The sequence below is a fragment of the Pseudomonas sp. B20 genome (assembly GCF_020515755.1).
Classification (GTDB): Bacteria; Pseudomonadota; Gammaproteobacteria; order Pseudomonadales; family Pseudomonadaceae; genus Aquipseudomonas; species Aquipseudomonas syringae.
On sequence record NZ_JAHPJG010000004.1, the window covers coordinates 198784 to 215087 of the forward strand.

Consider the following 16304-nt stretch of genomic DNA (forward strand, 5'->3'; position numbering starts at 1 on the left):
CACGACGGGCATTTCTGAATGGCTGCACTGATCGAAGACTACGCATTGCTGGGCAACTGCGAGACGGCGGCGCTGGTCGCCCGTGATGGTTCGCTGGACTGGCTGTGTTTCCCTCGCTTCGACTCGACGGCCTGTTTCGCCGCGCTGCTGGGCGGTGATGAGCACGGCCGCTGGAAGATCGCGCCAACTGCCGAGGTTATCGCGGTCGAGCGCCGCTATCGCGACGGCACCCTGATTCTGGAAACGGTTTTCGAAACCCGTGACGGTCGCGCCATGCTGGTCGATTTCATGCCCATGAAGACCTCCGGCCACGTGGTGCGCATGGTGGTCGGGCTGTCCGGTCAGGTCGAATTCGCTGTGGACCTCGCCATCCGTTTCGATTACGGCAGCAGTGTGCCCTGGGTCGAGCGAAAGGATGCTCATACGCTGACGGCAGTGGCCGGGCCGGAAATGCTGGTTTTGCGCAGCCCTGTGGCGCTGCACCCACAGGATCATCACACCGCTAGCCATTTTCACGTCGATGAAGGCGAGCGCAAGGTCTTCACGCTGGCCTATCAGGCATCCTTTGCGCCCTTGCTCGACCAGATCGATGCCGACCTGGCCTTGGAGAGCACCGCAGCCTATTGGCGCGAATTTTCTGATCGCTGCCCTGACGTCGGGCCGTGGACGGCGCAGGTAAAGCGCTCGCTGATTACGCTCAAAGCCATGACCTACGCGCCCACCGGCGGCATCGTCGCCGCCGTGACCACCTCATTGCCCGAGCAGTTGGGCGGCGAGCGCAATTGGGATTACCGCTATTGCTGGCTGCGTGACGCCACCATGACCCTTCTGGCATTCATGAATCTGGGCTATTTCGAGGAAGCCCAGGCCTGGCGGGACTGGCTGTTGCGCTCGGTTGCCGGTAACCCGGAGCAGATTCAGATCATGTACGGCGTAGGCGGCGAGCGGCGTTTGCAGGAGTACGAGCTGCCCTGGCTGAGTGGCTACGAGAACTCGCTTCCGGTGCGTGTCGGCAATGGTGCGGCGACGCAGGTTCAGCTGGACGTCTACGGGGAGGTGGCCGATGCGCTGATCCAGGCGCTGCGCGGCGGTATGGCGCAGCATCCGCGCAGCGTGGCGATTTCCAAGGTGGTCATGCCTTATCTGGAGAAGATCTGGCACCTGCCGGATGCGGGTATCTGGGAGATACGCTCCGAGCCGCGCCACTTTACGCATTCGAAAGTCATGGCCTGGGTGGCCTTTGACCGTAACGCCACGCAGATTGCCCAGGCTGCCGAGAGCGATGAGGATCGTGCGCTGGCAGTGCACTATCGGAAAGTGGCGGACGAGATCCATGCCGATGTCTGTCGCCACGGTTTCGATGCCGAGCTTGGCAGCTTCGTGCAGACTTATGGCTCGACAGAGGTGGACGCCAGTCTGCTGCAGATTGTGCTGACCGGTTTTCTTGCGCCGGAAGACCCGCGAGTTATCGGTACTGTCGCGCAGATCGAGCGCACGCTGATGCAGGATGGTCTGCTGCTGCGCTACGACAACGAGCGCAGTGTCGATGGCGTTGCCGGTCGTGAAGGGACGTTTCTGGTCTGTTCGTTCTGGCTGGCCGATGCCTATGTCTTGCTGGGCCGGGCTGATGATGCCGCGCGGCTGTTCGAACGGTTGGTGGGGCTGTGCAATGACGTTGGCCTGCTGGCCGAGCAGTACGATCCGAAGGGCGGGCGCATGCTGGGCAATTTCCCGCAGGCATTCAGCCACATCGGCATCATCAATACGGCGCTCAACCTGCACCGGGCGGTATGTCCGGCGCTGGCCAGGACTTCCGGCGCGCTTGAAGAGGCCTGATCAGCTGTCGCGGCCAGCCTTGCGAAAGGTCAGGTTGATCCGTTGCTCACCCAGTTGCGGATGCTCGGCTTGCTTGATGGGCAAAATGCCATGGAAGCGCAACCTGTCCTCGCCACCCCAGACCACCACGTCGCCATGAAACAGGGAGATGCGCTGAGTCTTGTCGCTGCGCAGCAAGCCGCCGAACTGAAAGATCGCCGGTATGCCCAGTGATACCGACACCACTGGCCAGCGATGGTCGTGTTCGTTTCGGTCCTGATGCAGGGACATCTTGGCGCCCGGGATATAGCGATTGATCAGGCAAGCGTCAGGCACGAACCCGACATAGCCGGCTGCGAGTGCGGCGTCCTGCGCCAGTTGCATGAAGGCATCCGGCATCGCCGGCCAGGCCTGTCCTGTTTGTGGGTCGGTTGCGCTGTACCGGTAACCGTGACGATCGGTTATCCAGCCCAGTTGTCCGCAACTGCTCAGCGCTGCAGACATGCTCAGACCGCTGGGCGTCTGCATGTGCCGGAACGGGGAGAGGCCCAGTGTTTGTTCAAGGGCGGAAAGCAACTGCGCCATGGTGCTCAGCGCAAAGCCTCTGAACAGCCATGACCCAGGCCCGATCCGTTCATCGCCTCGAGGCTGGGCCGTCTGGTCTGCGAACAGGTCCAGCGTGGCGGGAGTGTCACCTTTGCGTTGCATGATCGGATCGAGCTCCGGTGAGTATCAGAGAGCCTTGCTGACCTTGACGTCGGTGATAAGGTCGTCGCTCTCGCCGTGCATTTTCTTCAAGGCGGCCTCGGCTTCCTCGGTGGATGCCGATTGCAATTGGGCGAATTCGAAGCGGCGTTCGCCATTGAGCTTGTAGCTGACAGCGAATTTGGTCGTGCGCGGGGCTGGATTGTTCACGGTGACTCCTTGCATCATCCCAGGCGAGTGGTCGAGCGCCGGACGATCTTGATCTTGTGAGTGAAAGGCAGTTTGCGTCCGGCGTTGGTATCTGCCTTGCGGCCTGCGGTATCGATGGTGATGTTCCAGAAACCGGTGCTTGGTGCGGCGATCTTGGCCGGAAATCTGTCAAACGCGCCGCCATGATAGGTGTGCCGACCACCATTTTTGAAGCTGCGAAAATTCGCATCGTTCATCAGGCGAATATTGCAGGTCTGAGAGCACTCGATGACGACAAGGTCGTCCTCGTTGAGATGCTCACGCTGGTGTACGAATTTCATGACGGGCTCCGAAATGGGGGTTTTTCTGAAAAATCAAAACGATAGCATGCGACGCCCGCAATTTGACGTCGGTGAACATTAATTTGCCGTGTTTCCGGGAAAAAATGCCTTAGTCGGGATTTAATTGCGCTGGGGCTTGTCGTAGGACCTTTATTTGGAGGCTTTGTATGAAACTGGCTGCTGTAGTAGTCCTGGCTCTGGCAATGACTGGCTGTGCCACAGTGAACGACATTGAGCATACACCCCCCACCATGAACGTGATGTCGGGCAAGAATCCTCAGGAATACGCCGATTGCTTCGCTGGCAAGATCAGCAGCAGTCGCAAGCCGCCTCTGATCGAGCCTCGCCATGACGGCCTGCGGGTCATCGTCGCGCAGAAACTCAGCAAGTCACCCGCGGCAGTAGTGGATATCGAAAGCCGTTCGGGCGGTAGTACGATCAAGGTCTACGAACGACTTTCCAATGTGCCTATTCGTTTCAGGGATGTGCAGAACGCTGCCGAAGCGTGCATTTCAGGCTGATAGGTCAGGCTCGGTCAGCTGGCCCTGCCCGTTGCGGGCAGGGCGGCAGGCCTGATTATTTGCAGACCACCAGCACGCTGCGACTTTTGTAGTTGCCAACGTCCACGCCCAGCGTCTTGTCGCTTTCGGCAGGCTGTGGGGTGCCATCTGTACCGACAATTTCATAGCCTGTGCCTGCACAGGACGCATCCGCTTTTTCGTAGCAGCTTGCCCAGGACATCGCCTCGCCGGAGCAGTCGATGCTCAAGCCCTGTTTGCCGTTTTTCAGGTAGGTATTGGAGGCGGTTGCGCAGCCGGTAAGGCCCAGCACAGCAATAATGGACAAAATTCTGATCATGTTTTTCGCTTCGAGATAAGGCCAGGGAATTAACAAATGCGAGCGTTGGACTGATAACGGGTGCCATCGTTCCGCCATGTTTTGCATCATAAACTGCCTGCCTCCCGCTTGTCGCTGCCTGCCATTGGCGAAGCGTGGTGTAACTGCCGCCGCCGTCGAGAAACGGCATTGAGGTCCGGCTGCGCTGGTCCTGAGGATGTTTTGACGGTGTCCTGCGCTGCATTTATATACAGGCAATATCCAGAAAGTGCGGAACTATCTGTACGAGTATTCCTCTATCATGGCATCGGACGGCCAAAGGCAGGGCATTGTAAGGTGCCTGCCTCATCATTAGACTGCGCCGTTAACACCAACAGCCCTTACCAAGGACTTTTATGATCAAGAAATGCTTGTTCCCAGCAGCCGGTTACGGCACTCGCTTCCTGCCAGCGACCAAGGCCATGCCCAAGGAAATGCTGCCGGTGGTCAACAAGCCACTGATCCAATACGGTGTTGAGGAAGCCCTCGCTGCAGGCCTGACCGAAATTTCCATCGTGACCGGTCGTGGCAAGCGCGCTCTTGAAGACCACTTCGACATCAGCTACGAACTCGAGCACCAGATCAAGGGTACTGACAAGGAAAAGTATCTGGTCGGTATTCGCAAGCTGATCGACGAATGCAGCTTCTCGTACACTCGTCAGACCGAAATGAAGGGTCTGGGCCACGCCATCCTCAGCGGTCGCCCGCTGATCGGCAACGAAGCGTTCGCCGTGGTTCTGGCAGATGACCTGTGCGTCAACCCTGATGGTGATGGCGTGCTGGCGCAGATGGTCAAGCTGCACAAGCATTATGGCTGCTCGATCATCGCCATCCAGGAAGTCGACCCGCAGGAAACCAACAAGTACGGCGTGATCGCTGGCGAAGAGATCAAGCCGGGCCTGTTCCGCGTGACCAACATGGTTGAAAAGCCGAAGCCTGAAGATGCGCCGTCGAACCTGGCGATCATCGGCCGCTACATCCTGACCCCGGACATTTTCGAGAAAATCGAACAGACCGAGCCGGGCAAGGGTGGTGAGATTCAGATCACCGACGCCTTGATGAAACAGGCTGCCGAAGGCAACGTACTCGCCTATAAGTTCAAGGGCGAGCGTTTTGACTGCGGTGGTGCGGAAGGTTACATCCAGGCTACCAACTTCTGCTTCGAGCATTTCTACAAAACCGGCAAAGCGCATTGATCTCTGATTGATGACGTCCGGGACAAAGCCACCTTCGGGTGGCTTTGTCATTTCTGACTGGCCGCCAAGCGGCTATGCTGTGCCTCTGCCAAGGAGATATCGATGGCCTTTGATTTTGATCTGTTTGTAATTGGCGCCGGCTCGGGCGGCGTCAGAGCGGCGCGTTTTGCTGCCGGTTTCGGCGCGAAGGTCGCTGTGGCCGAGAGCCGCTATCTGGGTGGAACCTGCGTCAACGTCGGGTGCGTGCCCAAGAAGCTGCTGGTGTACGGAGCGCATTTTTCCGAGGATTTCGATCACGCCAAAGGATTTGGCTGGTCATTGGGCGAGGCCAGTTTTGACTGGTCCACGCTGATTGCCAACAAGGACAGTGAGATCAGCCGCCTCAACGGCATCTATCGTAAATTGCTGGTCGACAGCGGCGTTACCCTGCTTGAAGGCCATGCAAAGATCGTCGGGCCGCAGCAGGTCGAAATCAACGGCCAGACCTACAGCGTCGAGCGCATTCTGATCGCCACCGGTGGCTGGCCGCAGGTGCCTGATGTGCCAGGGCGCGAGCATGCCATTACGTCCAACGAGGCGTTTCATCTCAAGACGCTGCCAAAGCGCGTAGTGGTTGTGGGCGGTGGCTATATTGCCGTGGAGTTCGCTTCGATCTTCAACGGCCTGGGCGCCGATACCACGCTGGTCTACCGCCGCGAACTGTTTCTGCGTGGGTTTGATGGCGGTGTTCGTACCCATCTGCACGAAGAGCTGCTCAAGCGCGACATGACGATTCGCTTCAACAGCGATATCGAGCGCATCGACAAGCAGGCCGATGGCAGTCTGCTGTTGTCCATGAAGGGCGGCGGCACGCTCGAGACCGATTGCGTGTTCTATGCAACAGGGCGTCGGCCGATGCTCGACAACCTCGGTCTGGACAGTGTCGACGTCAAGCTGGACGAGCACGGTTACATCAAGGTCGATGAGCATTATCAGAGCAGCGAGCCTTCCATCCTGGCCATCGGCGACGTCATCGGAGGTGTGCAACTGACCCCGGTCGCGCTGGCTGAAGGCATGGCGGTCGCGCGCCGACTGTTCAAACCCGAGCAGTATCGCCCGGTAGACTACAATCACATCCCGACGGCGGTATTCAGTCTGCCGAACATTGGTACGGTCGGTCTGACCGAAGAAGATGCAATCAAGGCCGGTCACGATGTGCAGATTTTCGAGAGTCGTTTCAGGCCGATGAAGCTGACCCTGACCGATGATCAGGAGCGCACATTGATGAAGTTGGTCGTCGATGCGAAAACCGACCGCGTGCTGGGCTGCCATATGGTCGGGCCGGATGCTGGCGAAATCGTCCAGAGCCTGGCCATTGCCATCAAGGCTGGCGCGACCAAGCAGGTATTTGACGATACTATTGGGGTACACCCGACCGCGGCAGAAGAGTTCGTCACCATGCGTACGCCTGTCAAACGTTAAGTCACGCAGCACCCGGAGTTCAGGAAGAGCTCCGGGGTAAAGGCTTGAAGAGGATGGATCCCGACGTGAATAGAGAGCAACCACCGGCCAGAATGCCATTGCATTCGGCTGAGCAGGACCGCGAAGTCGCGCAGTACATCGATGCCTTGCGTGAAAGCGAGCGTCAGTTCAGAACACTGGCTGACAACATGAGCCAATTGGCCTGGACTGCCAGCCCCCGAGGGCAGGTCCACTGGTACAACGAGCGTTGGCATGCGTATACCGGCGCCTCGCTTGAGGCCATGACGGCCTTGGGTTGGCGCTCGGTTCTGCATCCCGAACATCGCGAGCGTGTGATGGCGCGTTTGCAATACTGCTTTTCCACCGGCTCGATCTGGGAAGATACCTTCCCGATACGTGGCAAGGACGGCGCATTCAACTGGTTCCTGTCACGCGCGCTACCCCTGCGCGATGCACGGGGCCACATCACTCACTGGCTGGGTACTCACACCGATATCACCGCCCAGGTCAATGCAGAAGAAGCGTTACGCGAACTCAACGAGAGTCTTGAGTTACGCGTCGCCGAGCGCACGCGCGAGCTGAAAGCCACCAATGAGTTGTTGCAGGCCGAAATTGCCGAGCGAGCGATGGCTGAAGAGGTCTTGCGTCACGCGCAAAAAATGGATGCAATCGGTCAGTTGACCGGGGGCATCGCCCATGACTTCAACAATGTACTTTCCGGCGTGATTGGCGCGCTGGACATGATCAGGCTGCGTGTGGAAGCCGGGCGGATCGGTGAGGTCGAGCGCTACCTGGATGCCGCAGCAAGCTCGGCAAATCGGGCTGCTGCACTGACCCGCAGGCTGCTGACATTTGCCCGCCGGCAGTCGCTTAACGTCACCGTGGTGGATGTCAATTGCATGGTCCGCTCGATGGAAGAGTTGTTGCGAGGTACGGTGGGCGCCCATGCGCATCTGCACATCGAACTGGAGGAGGGGTTGAGTGCGGTACGCACTGATGAGCACCAACTGGAAAATGCCCTGTTGAATCTGGTCATCAACGCTCGCGACGCTGTACCTGTCGGAGGGAGGCTGTGCGTGCGCAGCCGCTCGCTAACGCTGGCGACGCAGAAAGACGGTCTGCTGCCTGGCGACTATGTACTGCTGAGTGTCGAAGATAATGGCTGCGGCATTGCTCGGGACGTTATCGATCAGGTGTTCGATCCGTTTTTCACCACCAAACCGGTAGGTCAGGGAACAGGGTTGGGTTTGTCGATGGTCTATGGCTTTACCCGGCAGACTGGTGGGCACGTGCGTATAGACAGCACTGAAGGTCAGGGGACGCGGGTTGATCTGCATCTGCCGTGCGGCGAGGCCGCGCTTGCCTGAGGCTTCTGGTCATGGCTTGTCTGATGGCTTCTTCTTGGCGGTTTTGGGTTTGTCCGGCTGATCGAGTCTGATCTGCAGGTTTTCCAGTGCTGCTTCCTTCTTGGTCAGCAACAGTTCCAGCATGCGGCTCTGTTGCTGCGCATCGATCATGCCTTGTTTGAGCGCGGCGTTTTCGTCCTGCGCGCTGCGTAACCTTTCTTCCAGCAGTGCGCATTGGGTGTGGGTCTGCTGCTGTTGGTCTGCGAAGGCGACATTCTGTGTATTGGCTTGCTTCAGCTGGTCGGTCTGGCTATGCAGTTCGCGCAGGGTGGTGCGATTTTCAGCCAGCAGTCTTTCGTTGTCTCGATTGAGCTGTGTAATGTTTTCCTGGTGGATGGCCAGGCCTTGCTGTGCCTGTCGCAGTTCCATTTGCAACTGCTGAACCTGGCTTTCGTGGCGTCGTTGCTCCTGCTCGCGTTGTTCTCTGATCGAGTTGCGATAGTGCTCCAGCGCTTCGCGGGCATGCTGATGCTTTTCTTCCAGGGAGTGGATCTGCCCGTCCTTGTCGTGCAGACGAGCCTCCAGGTCCTGATGGGCCTGAAGCAACCGGGCGCGTTCTGTCTGCACATCCTGCAGTGTGCCTTGCGTATGGAGCAGGGCGGCAGCCTGCTTTTCCAGCGCCTCTTCACGCTGCCGTGCGTGTTTTTCCAGTTTGCCGATCTGCTCCTGAGTCGCCGCAAGTTGCCGCTGAAGAATGTCGCGCTCGGCCTGATGCTGATCGTGCGCCTGATCAATACGTTCCTGTGCCTGCTCCTGAAGCCTCTGGGCCAGATGAGCCACCAGATCGCTCAACTCCTCGTTGATATCCGGCGCCGGGGCTTGCGTGGATTCGAGCTCCTTCAGATAGCGGTGAATGGTGGTTTTCGACCCCGTATTACCCATTTCGATACGTACCGCATCGATGCTCGGGTTTTCGCCTCGGGACAGCAGGGACGCCCTTGCTTTCTGCACTAATGCCTTGTTTACACCGCCGCGGGCCATGCTGTCTCCTACGATTTCGTACTGTAGTATGTACTCTGTAATTACATACTATATGTTTTGAAATAATTAGCTATTTTTTGAATTAATTAACACGGGATATTGGCGTATTATCCCGTGTCAGGCGCTGTCAGCTACCTTTACGGCGCCTTTACCGGTACACCCAGCAGGTTTGAGCCATGAATGACGTTGATCGCTATATCGAAGCGGCGACCCGCGACAACACGCGCCGCAGCTATCGGGCTGCCATCGAGCATTTCGAGGTGACATGGGGCGGCTTTCTGCCGGCGACCAGCGAAAGCGTGGCGCGCTACCTGGCCAGCCACGCGGGAACGCTGTCGGTCAATACCCTGAAGCTGCGCTTGTCAGCGCTGGCCCAGTGGCACGTCAGTCAGGGTTTTGTCGATCCCACCAAGGCACCGATGGTGCGCAAGGTCATCAAGGGCATTCGCGCGCTGCACCCGGCGCAGGAAAAGCAGGCCGAGCCTTTGCAGTTGCAGGATCTGGAAAAAGTCATCGCCTGGCTGGAGATCGAAATACGCGAAGCGAGCGCACAACAAGATCAGCCGCGTCTGTTGCGCGGCCGACGTGATTCGGCGCTGATCCTGCTGGGGTTCTGGCGCGGGTTTCGCAGCGACGAGCTTTGCCGCCTGCAGGTACAGGACGTCAAGGCCATCGCCAACTCGGGAATCAGCCTTTATCTGCCACGCAGCAAAGGCGATCGCGACAACCTGGGCCGCACCTACCAGACACCGGCCTTGCAGCGGCTGTGCCCGGTGCAGGCCTATATAGAGTGGATCAACTGTGCTGCGCTGATACGCGGTCCGGTCTTTCGGGCAGTGGACCGCTGGGGTAACCTTAAAGAGGAGGGGCTGCACGCCAACAGCGTCATCCCATTGCTGCGTCAGGCGCTCCAGCGTGCAGGCATCGCCGCCGAGCGCTACACCAGCCACTCGTTGCGTCGCGGTTTTGCAAGCTGGGCGCACAGTAACGGCTGGGACCTCAAGTCACTGATGTCCTATGTAGGCTGGAGGGACATCAAGTCGGCGATGCGCTACATTGATGCCGCTCCGTTCCTGAGCCCATCGGAGGCGGGGAGCGGTCCGAAGGTTTCTTCTATCAATAAGCTGCCTTCATAGTGAAAAGCAATCAGTGACATCAGGTTTGCCAATGAGCGATTGTCATCGATCATGCGTAAGCTTCACTCCATCGAATTCACAACCCATCCAACCCATCAGGAGATATACCGATGCCTATCATCAACAGCCAGGTAAAACCGTTCAAGGCTACCGCATTCAAGAACGGCGCTTTCGTTGACGTCTCGGACGCTGACTTCAAAGGCAAGTGGTCCGTCGTATTCTTCTACCCGGCCGACTTCACCTTCGTATGCCCGACCGAGCTGGAAGACCTGGCTGACAACTACGAAGAGTTCAAGAAGCTGGGCGTTGAAATCTACAGCGTTTCGACTGACACCCACTTCGCCCACGCTGCATGGCACAACACTTCGCCAGCGATCGGCAAGATCCAGTACACCATGATCGGTGACCCGACCCTGACCATCTCCCGCAACTTCGACGTGCTGATCGAAGAAGCCGGTCTGGCGGATCGCGGTACTTTCGTGATCAACCCTGAAGGTCAGATCAAAATCGTCGAGCTGAACGACGGCGGTGTTGGCCGTGACGCTTCCGAGCTGCTGCGCAAGATCAAGGCTGCTCAGTACGTTGCCGCTCACCCGGGCGAAGTCTGCCCAGCCAAGTGGAAAGAAGGCGAAGCTACTCTGGCTCCGTCCCTGGACCTGGTTGGCAAGATCTGAGTCGCATGAATCGGCTGGGGGCGTTGAGCTCTTGAGCAAGTAAACCGCATCGCCCCAAAAAACGCCCGGGCGGTAATCGCCTGGGCGTTGTTATTTCTACCCTTTGTAAACAGGAAGCCGCCACATGTTGGACGCCAATCTTAAAGCCCAGTTGAAATCCTATCTGGAGCGGGTTACTCGCCCCATCGAGATCGTCGCGTCCCTTGATGACGGCGCGAAGTCTCAGGAAATGCTTGCACTGCTCAATGATGTGATTAGCGTTTCCAAGGACGTCACCCTCAATGACAGCGGCACCGACGCACGTACGCCGTCGTTCTCGCTGAGTAGCCCTGGCCACGATATCAGCCTGCGTTTTGCCGGTATCCCCATGGGTCACGAATTCACCTCGCTGGTCCTGGCGCTGCTGCAAGTTGGCGGCTACCCACCCAAGGTCAGTGCGGAAACCATCGAACAGGTTCGCGCACTTGAGGGCGAATTCCATTTCGAAACCTATTTCTCGCAGTCCTGCCAGAACTGCCCGGACGTGGTCCAGGCACTGAACCTGATGGCAGTGCTGAACCCTGGTATCAAGCACGTCGCTATCGACGGTGCGCTGTTCCAGGACGAAGTGACTGATCGCAAGATCATGTCGGTACCAAGCATCTATCTGAACGGTGAGCTGTTCGGTCAGGGCCGCATGGGGCTGGAAGAGATTCTGGCCAAGATCGACACCGGTGCTGGTGCGCGTCAGGCGGAAAAACTCAACGCCAAGCAGGCTTTCGATGTGCTGGTCGTGGGCGGTGGTCCGGCTGGCTCTGCGGCGGCCGTCTACGCTGCCCGCAAAGGCATCCGCACCGGTGTTGCCGCCGAGCGTTTCGGCGGTCAGGTGCTGGACACCATGGCCATCGAGAACTTCATCTCGGTACAGCATACCGAGGGGCCGAAGCTGGCCGTGGCGCTTGAAGAGCACGTCAAGCAGTACGAAGTCGACATCATGAACCTGCAGCGTGCCGACAAGCTGATTCCTGGCGCAGCCGGCGAGTTGCACGAAGTGAAGTTTGCCAGCGGTGCCAGCCTCAAGGCCAAGACGCTGATCCTTGCCACTGGCGCACGCTGGAGGGAGATGAACGTGCCGGGTGAGCAGCAGTACCGTAACAAGGGTGTGGCTTATTGCCCGCACTGCGACGGTCCGCTGTTCAAAGGCAAGCGCGTCGCTGTCATCGGTGGCGGTAACTCGGGTGTCGAGGCGGCAATCGACCTGGCGGGTATCGTGTCGCACGTGACACTGCTGGAGTTCGACGTGCAATTGCGTGCCGACGCAGTGCTGCAGCGCAAGTTGCACAGTCTGCCGAACGTGACTGTGATCACCAGTGCACAAACCACTGAAGTGACCGGTGATGAGCAGAAGGTCAACGGCCTGCGCTACAAGAACCGCACCACAGGCGAAGAGATCACCGTGCCGCTCGAAGGTATCTTCGTACAGATCGGCCTGCTGCCTAACAGTGAATGGCTCAAAGGCGCCATCGAACTGTCGCCGCGTGGCGAGATCGTGGTCGACTCCCGTGGTGAAACTTCGGTGCCGGGTATTTTCGCTGCCGGTGACGTAACGGTTGCCCCGTACAAGCAGATCATCATCGCCCTGGGCGAAGGTGCCAAGGCCTCCCTGAGCGCCTTTGACCACCTGATCCGTACCTCCGCACCGGCCTGATCGGACAGCGGTAAACAAAAAGCCCCGTGAGCGATCACGGGGCTTTTTGCTTTCTACGTCGATCGTTCCTTGCCGGAGCGATCAGCGCAGGCTCAGAGCGGCGTTGGCTGGATGATCTCTACCCAGTAGCCGTCCGGGTCCTTGATAAAGGCCAGGCTGTTCATGCGGCCATCGGACAGGCGCTTCTGAAAGTCGACGCCCAGGCTTTCGAATCGCTCGCAGGCGACTTTCACATCCGGTACCGACACGCAGATATGGCCAAAGCCGCGTGGGTCGCTGTTACCGTTGTGGTACGAGGCTGTGGCATCGCTTTCGGTACCGTGGTTATGGGTCAGCTCCAGAATGCCGGGGATCGACTTCATCCATTCGTTGCGGGCAGCGTCGTCTTCCGGGATCTGTGCCTTGTCGACCAGCGCCAGAAAGTACAGGCTGAATTCGGCTTCCGGGAAATCACGCTTCTCGACCAGGCTGAAGCCCAGTACGCGGGTGTAGAAATCCAGCGATTTGGTGATGTCCTTGACGCGCAGCATGGTGTGGTTGAACACAAACTGCCGGGTGGCCGCTTCAGGATTGGCTGTGACGCCCGGTAGTGTGTTGAGTTCGTGCAAGCTCATCAATGTGTCTCCAACAGAATGTACAAATAATGCCAAATGATACGGGGCAGGGCGCGCAGTGCCAAACCCGGCGCGGATAACGTCGCGTCGGCCTTGCTCGATGCCGACAACAGGCTCAGAATTTCCGGTCAACCGTTTTGGCGACCCGATCATGATCCTTTCGCACCACCGACGTTCCGTGCCAGGCCTGTGCCTGTTCCTGCTGCTGGGCACTGCGCAGGTCCATGCCGCCGATGCAATGATCGTCTGGCCCGCAGGCTGGGAGGTCGAGTCGATACCGACCGAGTCGGGCGAGCCCGTTCAACCGTCCGTGCAGGTCAGACAGCGCGCGGTGAAAAACGATCAAAGTGGAAATCCGCTGATGGTCATGGAGCTCACCCAGACACGTCTTACGCCAGGGCATGAAGTCAATGTCCAGGGCGTTCTGCTGGAAATGCGCAAGTCGGTTCAGGTTAATTTTGCGCGCAGCGGATTGCAGAGCGCCTGCACGCATGTCCGTGAAAGTCGGCTTAGCGTGGTGCCCGCACTCGAAACCACCTGCACCATTACCCAGAATGGCGTGCACGTGCTGACCCAGACACTGGTTGCGGCCGCCAGCAAGGAGCTGGCCTGGTCGTTGTCCTACGCGGGATCGGCAGACGGCTATGCGAGCAACAAGGATGAGGCACTGCGTATTCGCGAGAGTCTGCGCCTGGACGTTACGCAGTGACATCTGCCTTTTCGCAGACAAAAAGAAGCCCGCCGAGGCGGGCATGGGGCGCTATTCCTTTAGCGGTCTTCATCATCCGAGAGTTCATGTGAAAAAAGTGTGAAGCTCCGCTGTGCTGTGCTGTGCTGCGCTGTCGATGCTTTTCAGCGCGCCGACTCATTGAGAAACAAATAATGGTGTATCTCATCACGCAGTGAAACTGAATAATTACTCTACACACTTCAGGAACTGTTCAGGTTTGTAACTGTGTGCTGAATCGCATAATCCGGATTTATTGGCGTCATTATTCTCGCGGCATTTACCCGGTGCATTGAAGTATACGAACCGGTCAGTTCACCTAATCATGTATATGAATTCCCGTTGCGGATCGACAGGCACTGTGTGATGACGCCTGAGCACAGCGCTGCAGTGCGCAGGTGAAGACCTGCTGCGCCGGAGATAAAAAAGCCCTGCAAGTGCAGGGCTTCAAGTGACAACTTGCAATCAGGCACGCAGCCATGAATCCACAGTGTCTACACCGTATTGCTCTTTCCACGCCTTGAGGCCGCGATGGTTGCCGCCCTTGGTTTCAATCAGCTCGCCTGTGTGCGGGTTCTGGTAAACCTTGACCACGCGTGCACGGCGACGCTTTGGCCCTGCGGGTGCGACCAGCGAGGTAGCACTCGAAGGATCAAGGATTGCGATGATGTCACGCAGGCTTTTGCCGTAGGTGCCCATCAGGTCCTGGAGCTTTTGCTCGAATTCGATCTCCTTCTTCAATCCCGCGTCATTCTTCAACGATTCCAGCTGTGCAAGCTGTTCCTGAAGGGCTTTCTCTGCTGCTCGAAACTCGGCAAGTCTGGACAATTAATATACTCCAACAATGTAATGGCTGTTGTCAGCCCTATAAAGCGATGAGACAAAACTGATAGGTCGATTCGCTCACTCGAGGGTGCCCGATACTGCGGTTTCTATGCTGAAACTTGGCCTTTGCGGCTTGTCGTTGCGCAGATAGAGCGTATTTATAACTCAGTCGCCCGCAAATGATGCACTTTTTTTTCCAGTTAGAAAATAGCCTTTCTCAAATTCGTTAAATGGCGCAGGGAGACGATGTTGGATATAGGGGATGATGTCCGTGTTGTAGGCAGAGGGGCGTTGTAAGTTATTTCCGATATTAGCCACGGATGGAAAACGTGCCATGAGAGAGTGAATGGCTTAGAAAAAGAAATATCCGACAGGCAAAAGGAGTGTCGGGTGAGGAAATGGCGGGAATGTCTGAAGGCCACGTGCTGAAAGGCGGGTAGACCACGCAAAGATGGCCTTTCGCCCGTTTCAGCGTTGCGTTTGTGACCCTACAGTCCCTGTTGCAGCACCGGGTCATCCGGGTTCTGCTGCTCGAGCTCGGCCAGCAGAATCTGCACGTTCTGCAACTGACCGGTCTCTTTCCAGTACTGGATCAGCAGCACCCTGGCCTTGCGATTGGCGGGCTGGTTCTGAACGATCTGGGTCAACTGGCGCTGTGCCGCTTCGAGCTCGCTCAACGAGTGCAGGGTAACCGCCAGGTCATAGCGATAGTCGTTGTTATCGGGTGCCAGTTCCGTGGCCTTGGCCAGGCTGAGCACGGCGAACTCCGCCTGGCCATGGTTCAGCAGCCACATGCCCAGCGCGTGCTGGAGCAGGGACGAGCCCGGGTTGTGTTCCAGCAACTGTGCGAAAAGGCCGCGCGCCTGCTCGGCCTGGCCCTTGCGGTCCAGTAATTCAATGTGCGCCAGCGCTGCTTCGATATTGCCCGGGTCCAGCGCGGTTGCCCGCTGCAGTGCCGTGAGCGCGGGCTCCAGATCGCCGGTCTGCAGATACAGCCTGGCCAGTTGCAACTGGTTTTGTGCGCTTTGCGGCTGGCTCTTGAGTGACTCCTGAAACGCCTCGGCACTTTGCTGCAGAACGGCAAAGTACAGGCCCAGCTCATCGGGTGAGAGACCGAGCAGGGCGCTGGTGGCGCGAAACCTGACGGATTGTTCGGCGTCATCCAGCAGCGGGCCGAGCAACAGACTGCGCTGGCTGTTGGAGACCAGCCTGACGCTGACATCGATGGCCGCTTCGCGCACTTGAGCGGACGGGTTACTCAATGCAGCGTCGAGCAACTTGAGGGCTTGGGGGCTGGGATAGTCGCTCAGTTCGGCGAGCAGGCTGATGCGTTGCGTGTCAGACAGGTCAGTGCGTGCCAGCTGTTGATACAGCACGCGCGCGGCACCCGGTTTGCCGTCTTGTGCCTGCTCCAGCGCCTGGGCATAGGTATGACTCAGCTTGGCCGGAGCGGTCTGGACGGGCATGCGCCACCACCAGAGAACCATCGAAAGCACCAGCAGCGCTGCAGCCGCTGCGCCGATCAGCCAGCGACGTCGAGAAGTGGGTTGAGGCGATAACCCCGTGGTAGAAAGTCTGGGCATATCGATTTCCAATGCTTGACGGGTTGCAGCTTCGGGGAGTGGCTGGCAGCTGTCAAACGGCAATCATGATGCAGCCGGATTTCAGGCA

At 58.2% G+C, this 16304-nt stretch carries 17 protein-coding genes; 9 read left to right on the forward strand and 8 right to left on the reverse strand.

Annotation, left to right across the window (positions count from 1 at the left end):
- Positions 1–18 precede the first annotated feature (18 nt).
- The gene (locus tag LIX91_RS05975; protein ID WP_226488137.1) at positions 19–1836 is read left to right on the forward strand and encodes a glycoside hydrolase family 15 protein; all 1818 of its coding nucleotides are present in this window, start codon (positions 19–21) and stop codon (positions 1834–1836) included.
- On the opposite strand, the gene alkB is transcribed toward LIX91_RS05975, so the two are convergent.
- Genes alkB through LIX91_RS05990 form a run of 3 tightly spaced genes read right to left on the reverse strand, consistent with a single transcriptional unit; the run spans position 1837 to position 3050 of the window.
- Entirely contained in the window at positions 1837–2523 is a 687-nt protein-coding gene (alkB, locus tag LIX91_RS05980; RefSeq protein WP_103695642.1) for a DNA oxidative demethylase AlkB, read from the reverse strand.
- A gap of 24 nt (positions 2524–2547) precedes the next feature.
- Positions 2548–2730, reverse strand: coding sequence for a hypothetical protein (locus tag LIX91_RS05985; RefSeq protein WP_003364465.1), 183 nt, complete (start codon positions 2728–2730; stop codon positions 2548–2550).
- A gap of 14 nt (positions 2731–2744) precedes the next feature.
- Positions 2745–3050 (reverse strand): DUF1883 domain-containing protein, encoded by a 306-nt coding sequence (locus LIX91_RS05990; RefSeq protein ID WP_003315318.1) that lies wholly within the window; start codon positions 3048–3050, stop codon positions 2745–2747.
- Positions 3051–3217: 167 nt separating this feature from the next.
- Between LIX91_RS05990 and LIX91_RS05995 the strand changes: the two genes are divergently transcribed.
- Positions 3218–3571 (forward strand): hypothetical protein, encoded by a 354-nt coding sequence (locus LIX91_RS05995; RefSeq protein ID WP_003411257.1) that lies wholly within the window; start codon positions 3218–3220, stop codon positions 3569–3571.
- 55 nt (positions 3572–3626) lie between these two features.
- On the opposite strand, the gene LIX91_RS06000 is transcribed toward LIX91_RS05995, so the two are convergent.
- The gene (locus LIX91_RS06000; protein ID WP_003400694.1) at positions 3627–3908 is read right to left on the reverse strand and encodes a hypothetical protein; all 282 of its coding nucleotides are present in this window, start codon (positions 3906–3908) and stop codon (positions 3627–3629) included.
- 374 nt (positions 3909–4282) lie between these two features.
- Between LIX91_RS06000 and galU the strand changes: the two genes are divergently transcribed.
- From galU to LIX91_RS06015, 3 genes are all read left to right on the forward strand, one after another.
- Complete coding sequence (galU, locus tag LIX91_RS06005) at positions 4283–5122, forward strand: UTP--glucose-1-phosphate uridylyltransferase GalU (RefSeq protein WP_002553293.1); 840 nt, start codon at positions 4283–4285, stop codon at positions 5120–5122.
- Between the two features lie 102 nt (positions 5123–5224).
- A complete protein-coding gene (gene gorA, locus LIX91_RS06010; protein ID WP_003411255.1) occupies positions 5225–6583 on the forward strand; it encodes a glutathione-disulfide reductase in 1359 nt (452 codons plus the stop codon).
- Positions 6584–6675: 92 nt separating this feature from the next.
- Complete coding sequence (locus tag LIX91_RS06015) at positions 6676–7950, forward strand: PAS domain-containing sensor histidine kinase (protein WP_226488201.1); 1275 nt, start codon at positions 6676–6678, stop codon at positions 7948–7950.
- A 9-nt stretch (positions 7951–7959) separates the two neighbouring features.
- Here the strand turns inward: LIX91_RS06015 and LIX91_RS06020 are convergent, their stop codons facing one another.
- The gene (locus LIX91_RS06020; RefSeq protein ID WP_003417289.1) at positions 7960–8970 is read right to left on the reverse strand and encodes a DNA-binding protein; all 1011 of its coding nucleotides are present in this window, start codon (positions 8968–8970) and stop codon (positions 7960–7962) included.
- A gap of 176 nt (positions 8971–9146) precedes the next feature.
- On the opposite strand from LIX91_RS06020, the gene LIX91_RS06025 reads away from it, so the two are divergent.
- The 3 genes from LIX91_RS06025 (at position 9147) to ahpF (ending at position 12467) form a co-directional block, all read left to right on the forward strand.
- On the forward strand, positions 9147–10106 hold the full coding sequence (locus LIX91_RS06025) for a site-specific integrase (protein WP_226488138.1): 960 nt from the start codon (positions 9147–9149) through the stop codon (positions 10104–10106).
- A 110-nt stretch (positions 10107–10216) separates the two neighbouring features.
- On the forward strand, positions 10217–10780 hold the full coding sequence (gene ahpC, locus LIX91_RS06030) for an alkyl hydroperoxide reductase subunit C (RefSeq protein ID WP_002553298.1): 564 nt from the start codon (positions 10217–10219) through the stop codon (positions 10778–10780).
- 124 nt (positions 10781–10904) lie between these two features.
- The gene (gene ahpF, locus LIX91_RS06035) at positions 10905–12467 is read left to right on the forward strand and encodes an alkyl hydroperoxide reductase subunit F (protein WP_003315309.1); all 1563 of its coding nucleotides are present in this window, start codon (positions 10905–10907) and stop codon (positions 12465–12467) included.
- A 92-nt stretch (positions 12468–12559) separates the two neighbouring features.
- Here the strand turns inward: ahpF and gloA are convergent, their stop codons facing one another.
- On the reverse strand, positions 12560–13081 hold the full coding sequence (gene gloA, locus LIX91_RS06040; protein ID WP_003315308.1) for a lactoylglutathione lyase: 522 nt from the start codon (positions 13079–13081) through the stop codon (positions 12560–12562).
- A 100-nt stretch (positions 13082–13181) separates the two neighbouring features.
- Here gloA and LIX91_RS06045 point away from each other — a divergent pair, with 100 nt between their 5' ends.
- Positions 13182–13790: a DUF4946 domain-containing protein gene (locus LIX91_RS06045; RefSeq protein ID WP_003411236.1), complete on the forward strand. Its 609-nt coding sequence runs from the start codon at positions 13182–13184 to the stop codon at positions 13788–13790.
- 483 nt (positions 13791–14273) lie between these two features.
- Here LIX91_RS06045 and LIX91_RS06050 read toward each other — a convergent pair whose 3' ends face one another.
- Both LIX91_RS06050 and LIX91_RS06055 read right to left on the reverse strand, forming a co-directional pair.
- The gene (locus LIX91_RS06050) at positions 14274–14636 is read right to left on the reverse strand and encodes a histone-like nucleoid-structuring protein, MvaT/MvaU family (protein ID WP_002553302.1); all 363 of its coding nucleotides are present in this window, start codon (positions 14634–14636) and stop codon (positions 14274–14276) included.
- 485 nt (positions 14637–15121) lie between these two features.
- Positions 15122–16216 carry a tetratricopeptide repeat protein gene (locus LIX91_RS06055; RefSeq protein WP_226488139.1) on the reverse strand — a complete coding sequence of 365 codons (1095 nt, stop codon included), beginning with the start codon at positions 16214–16216 and terminating at the stop codon, positions 15122–15124.
- Between the last annotated feature and the right edge of the window lie 88 nt (positions 16217–16304).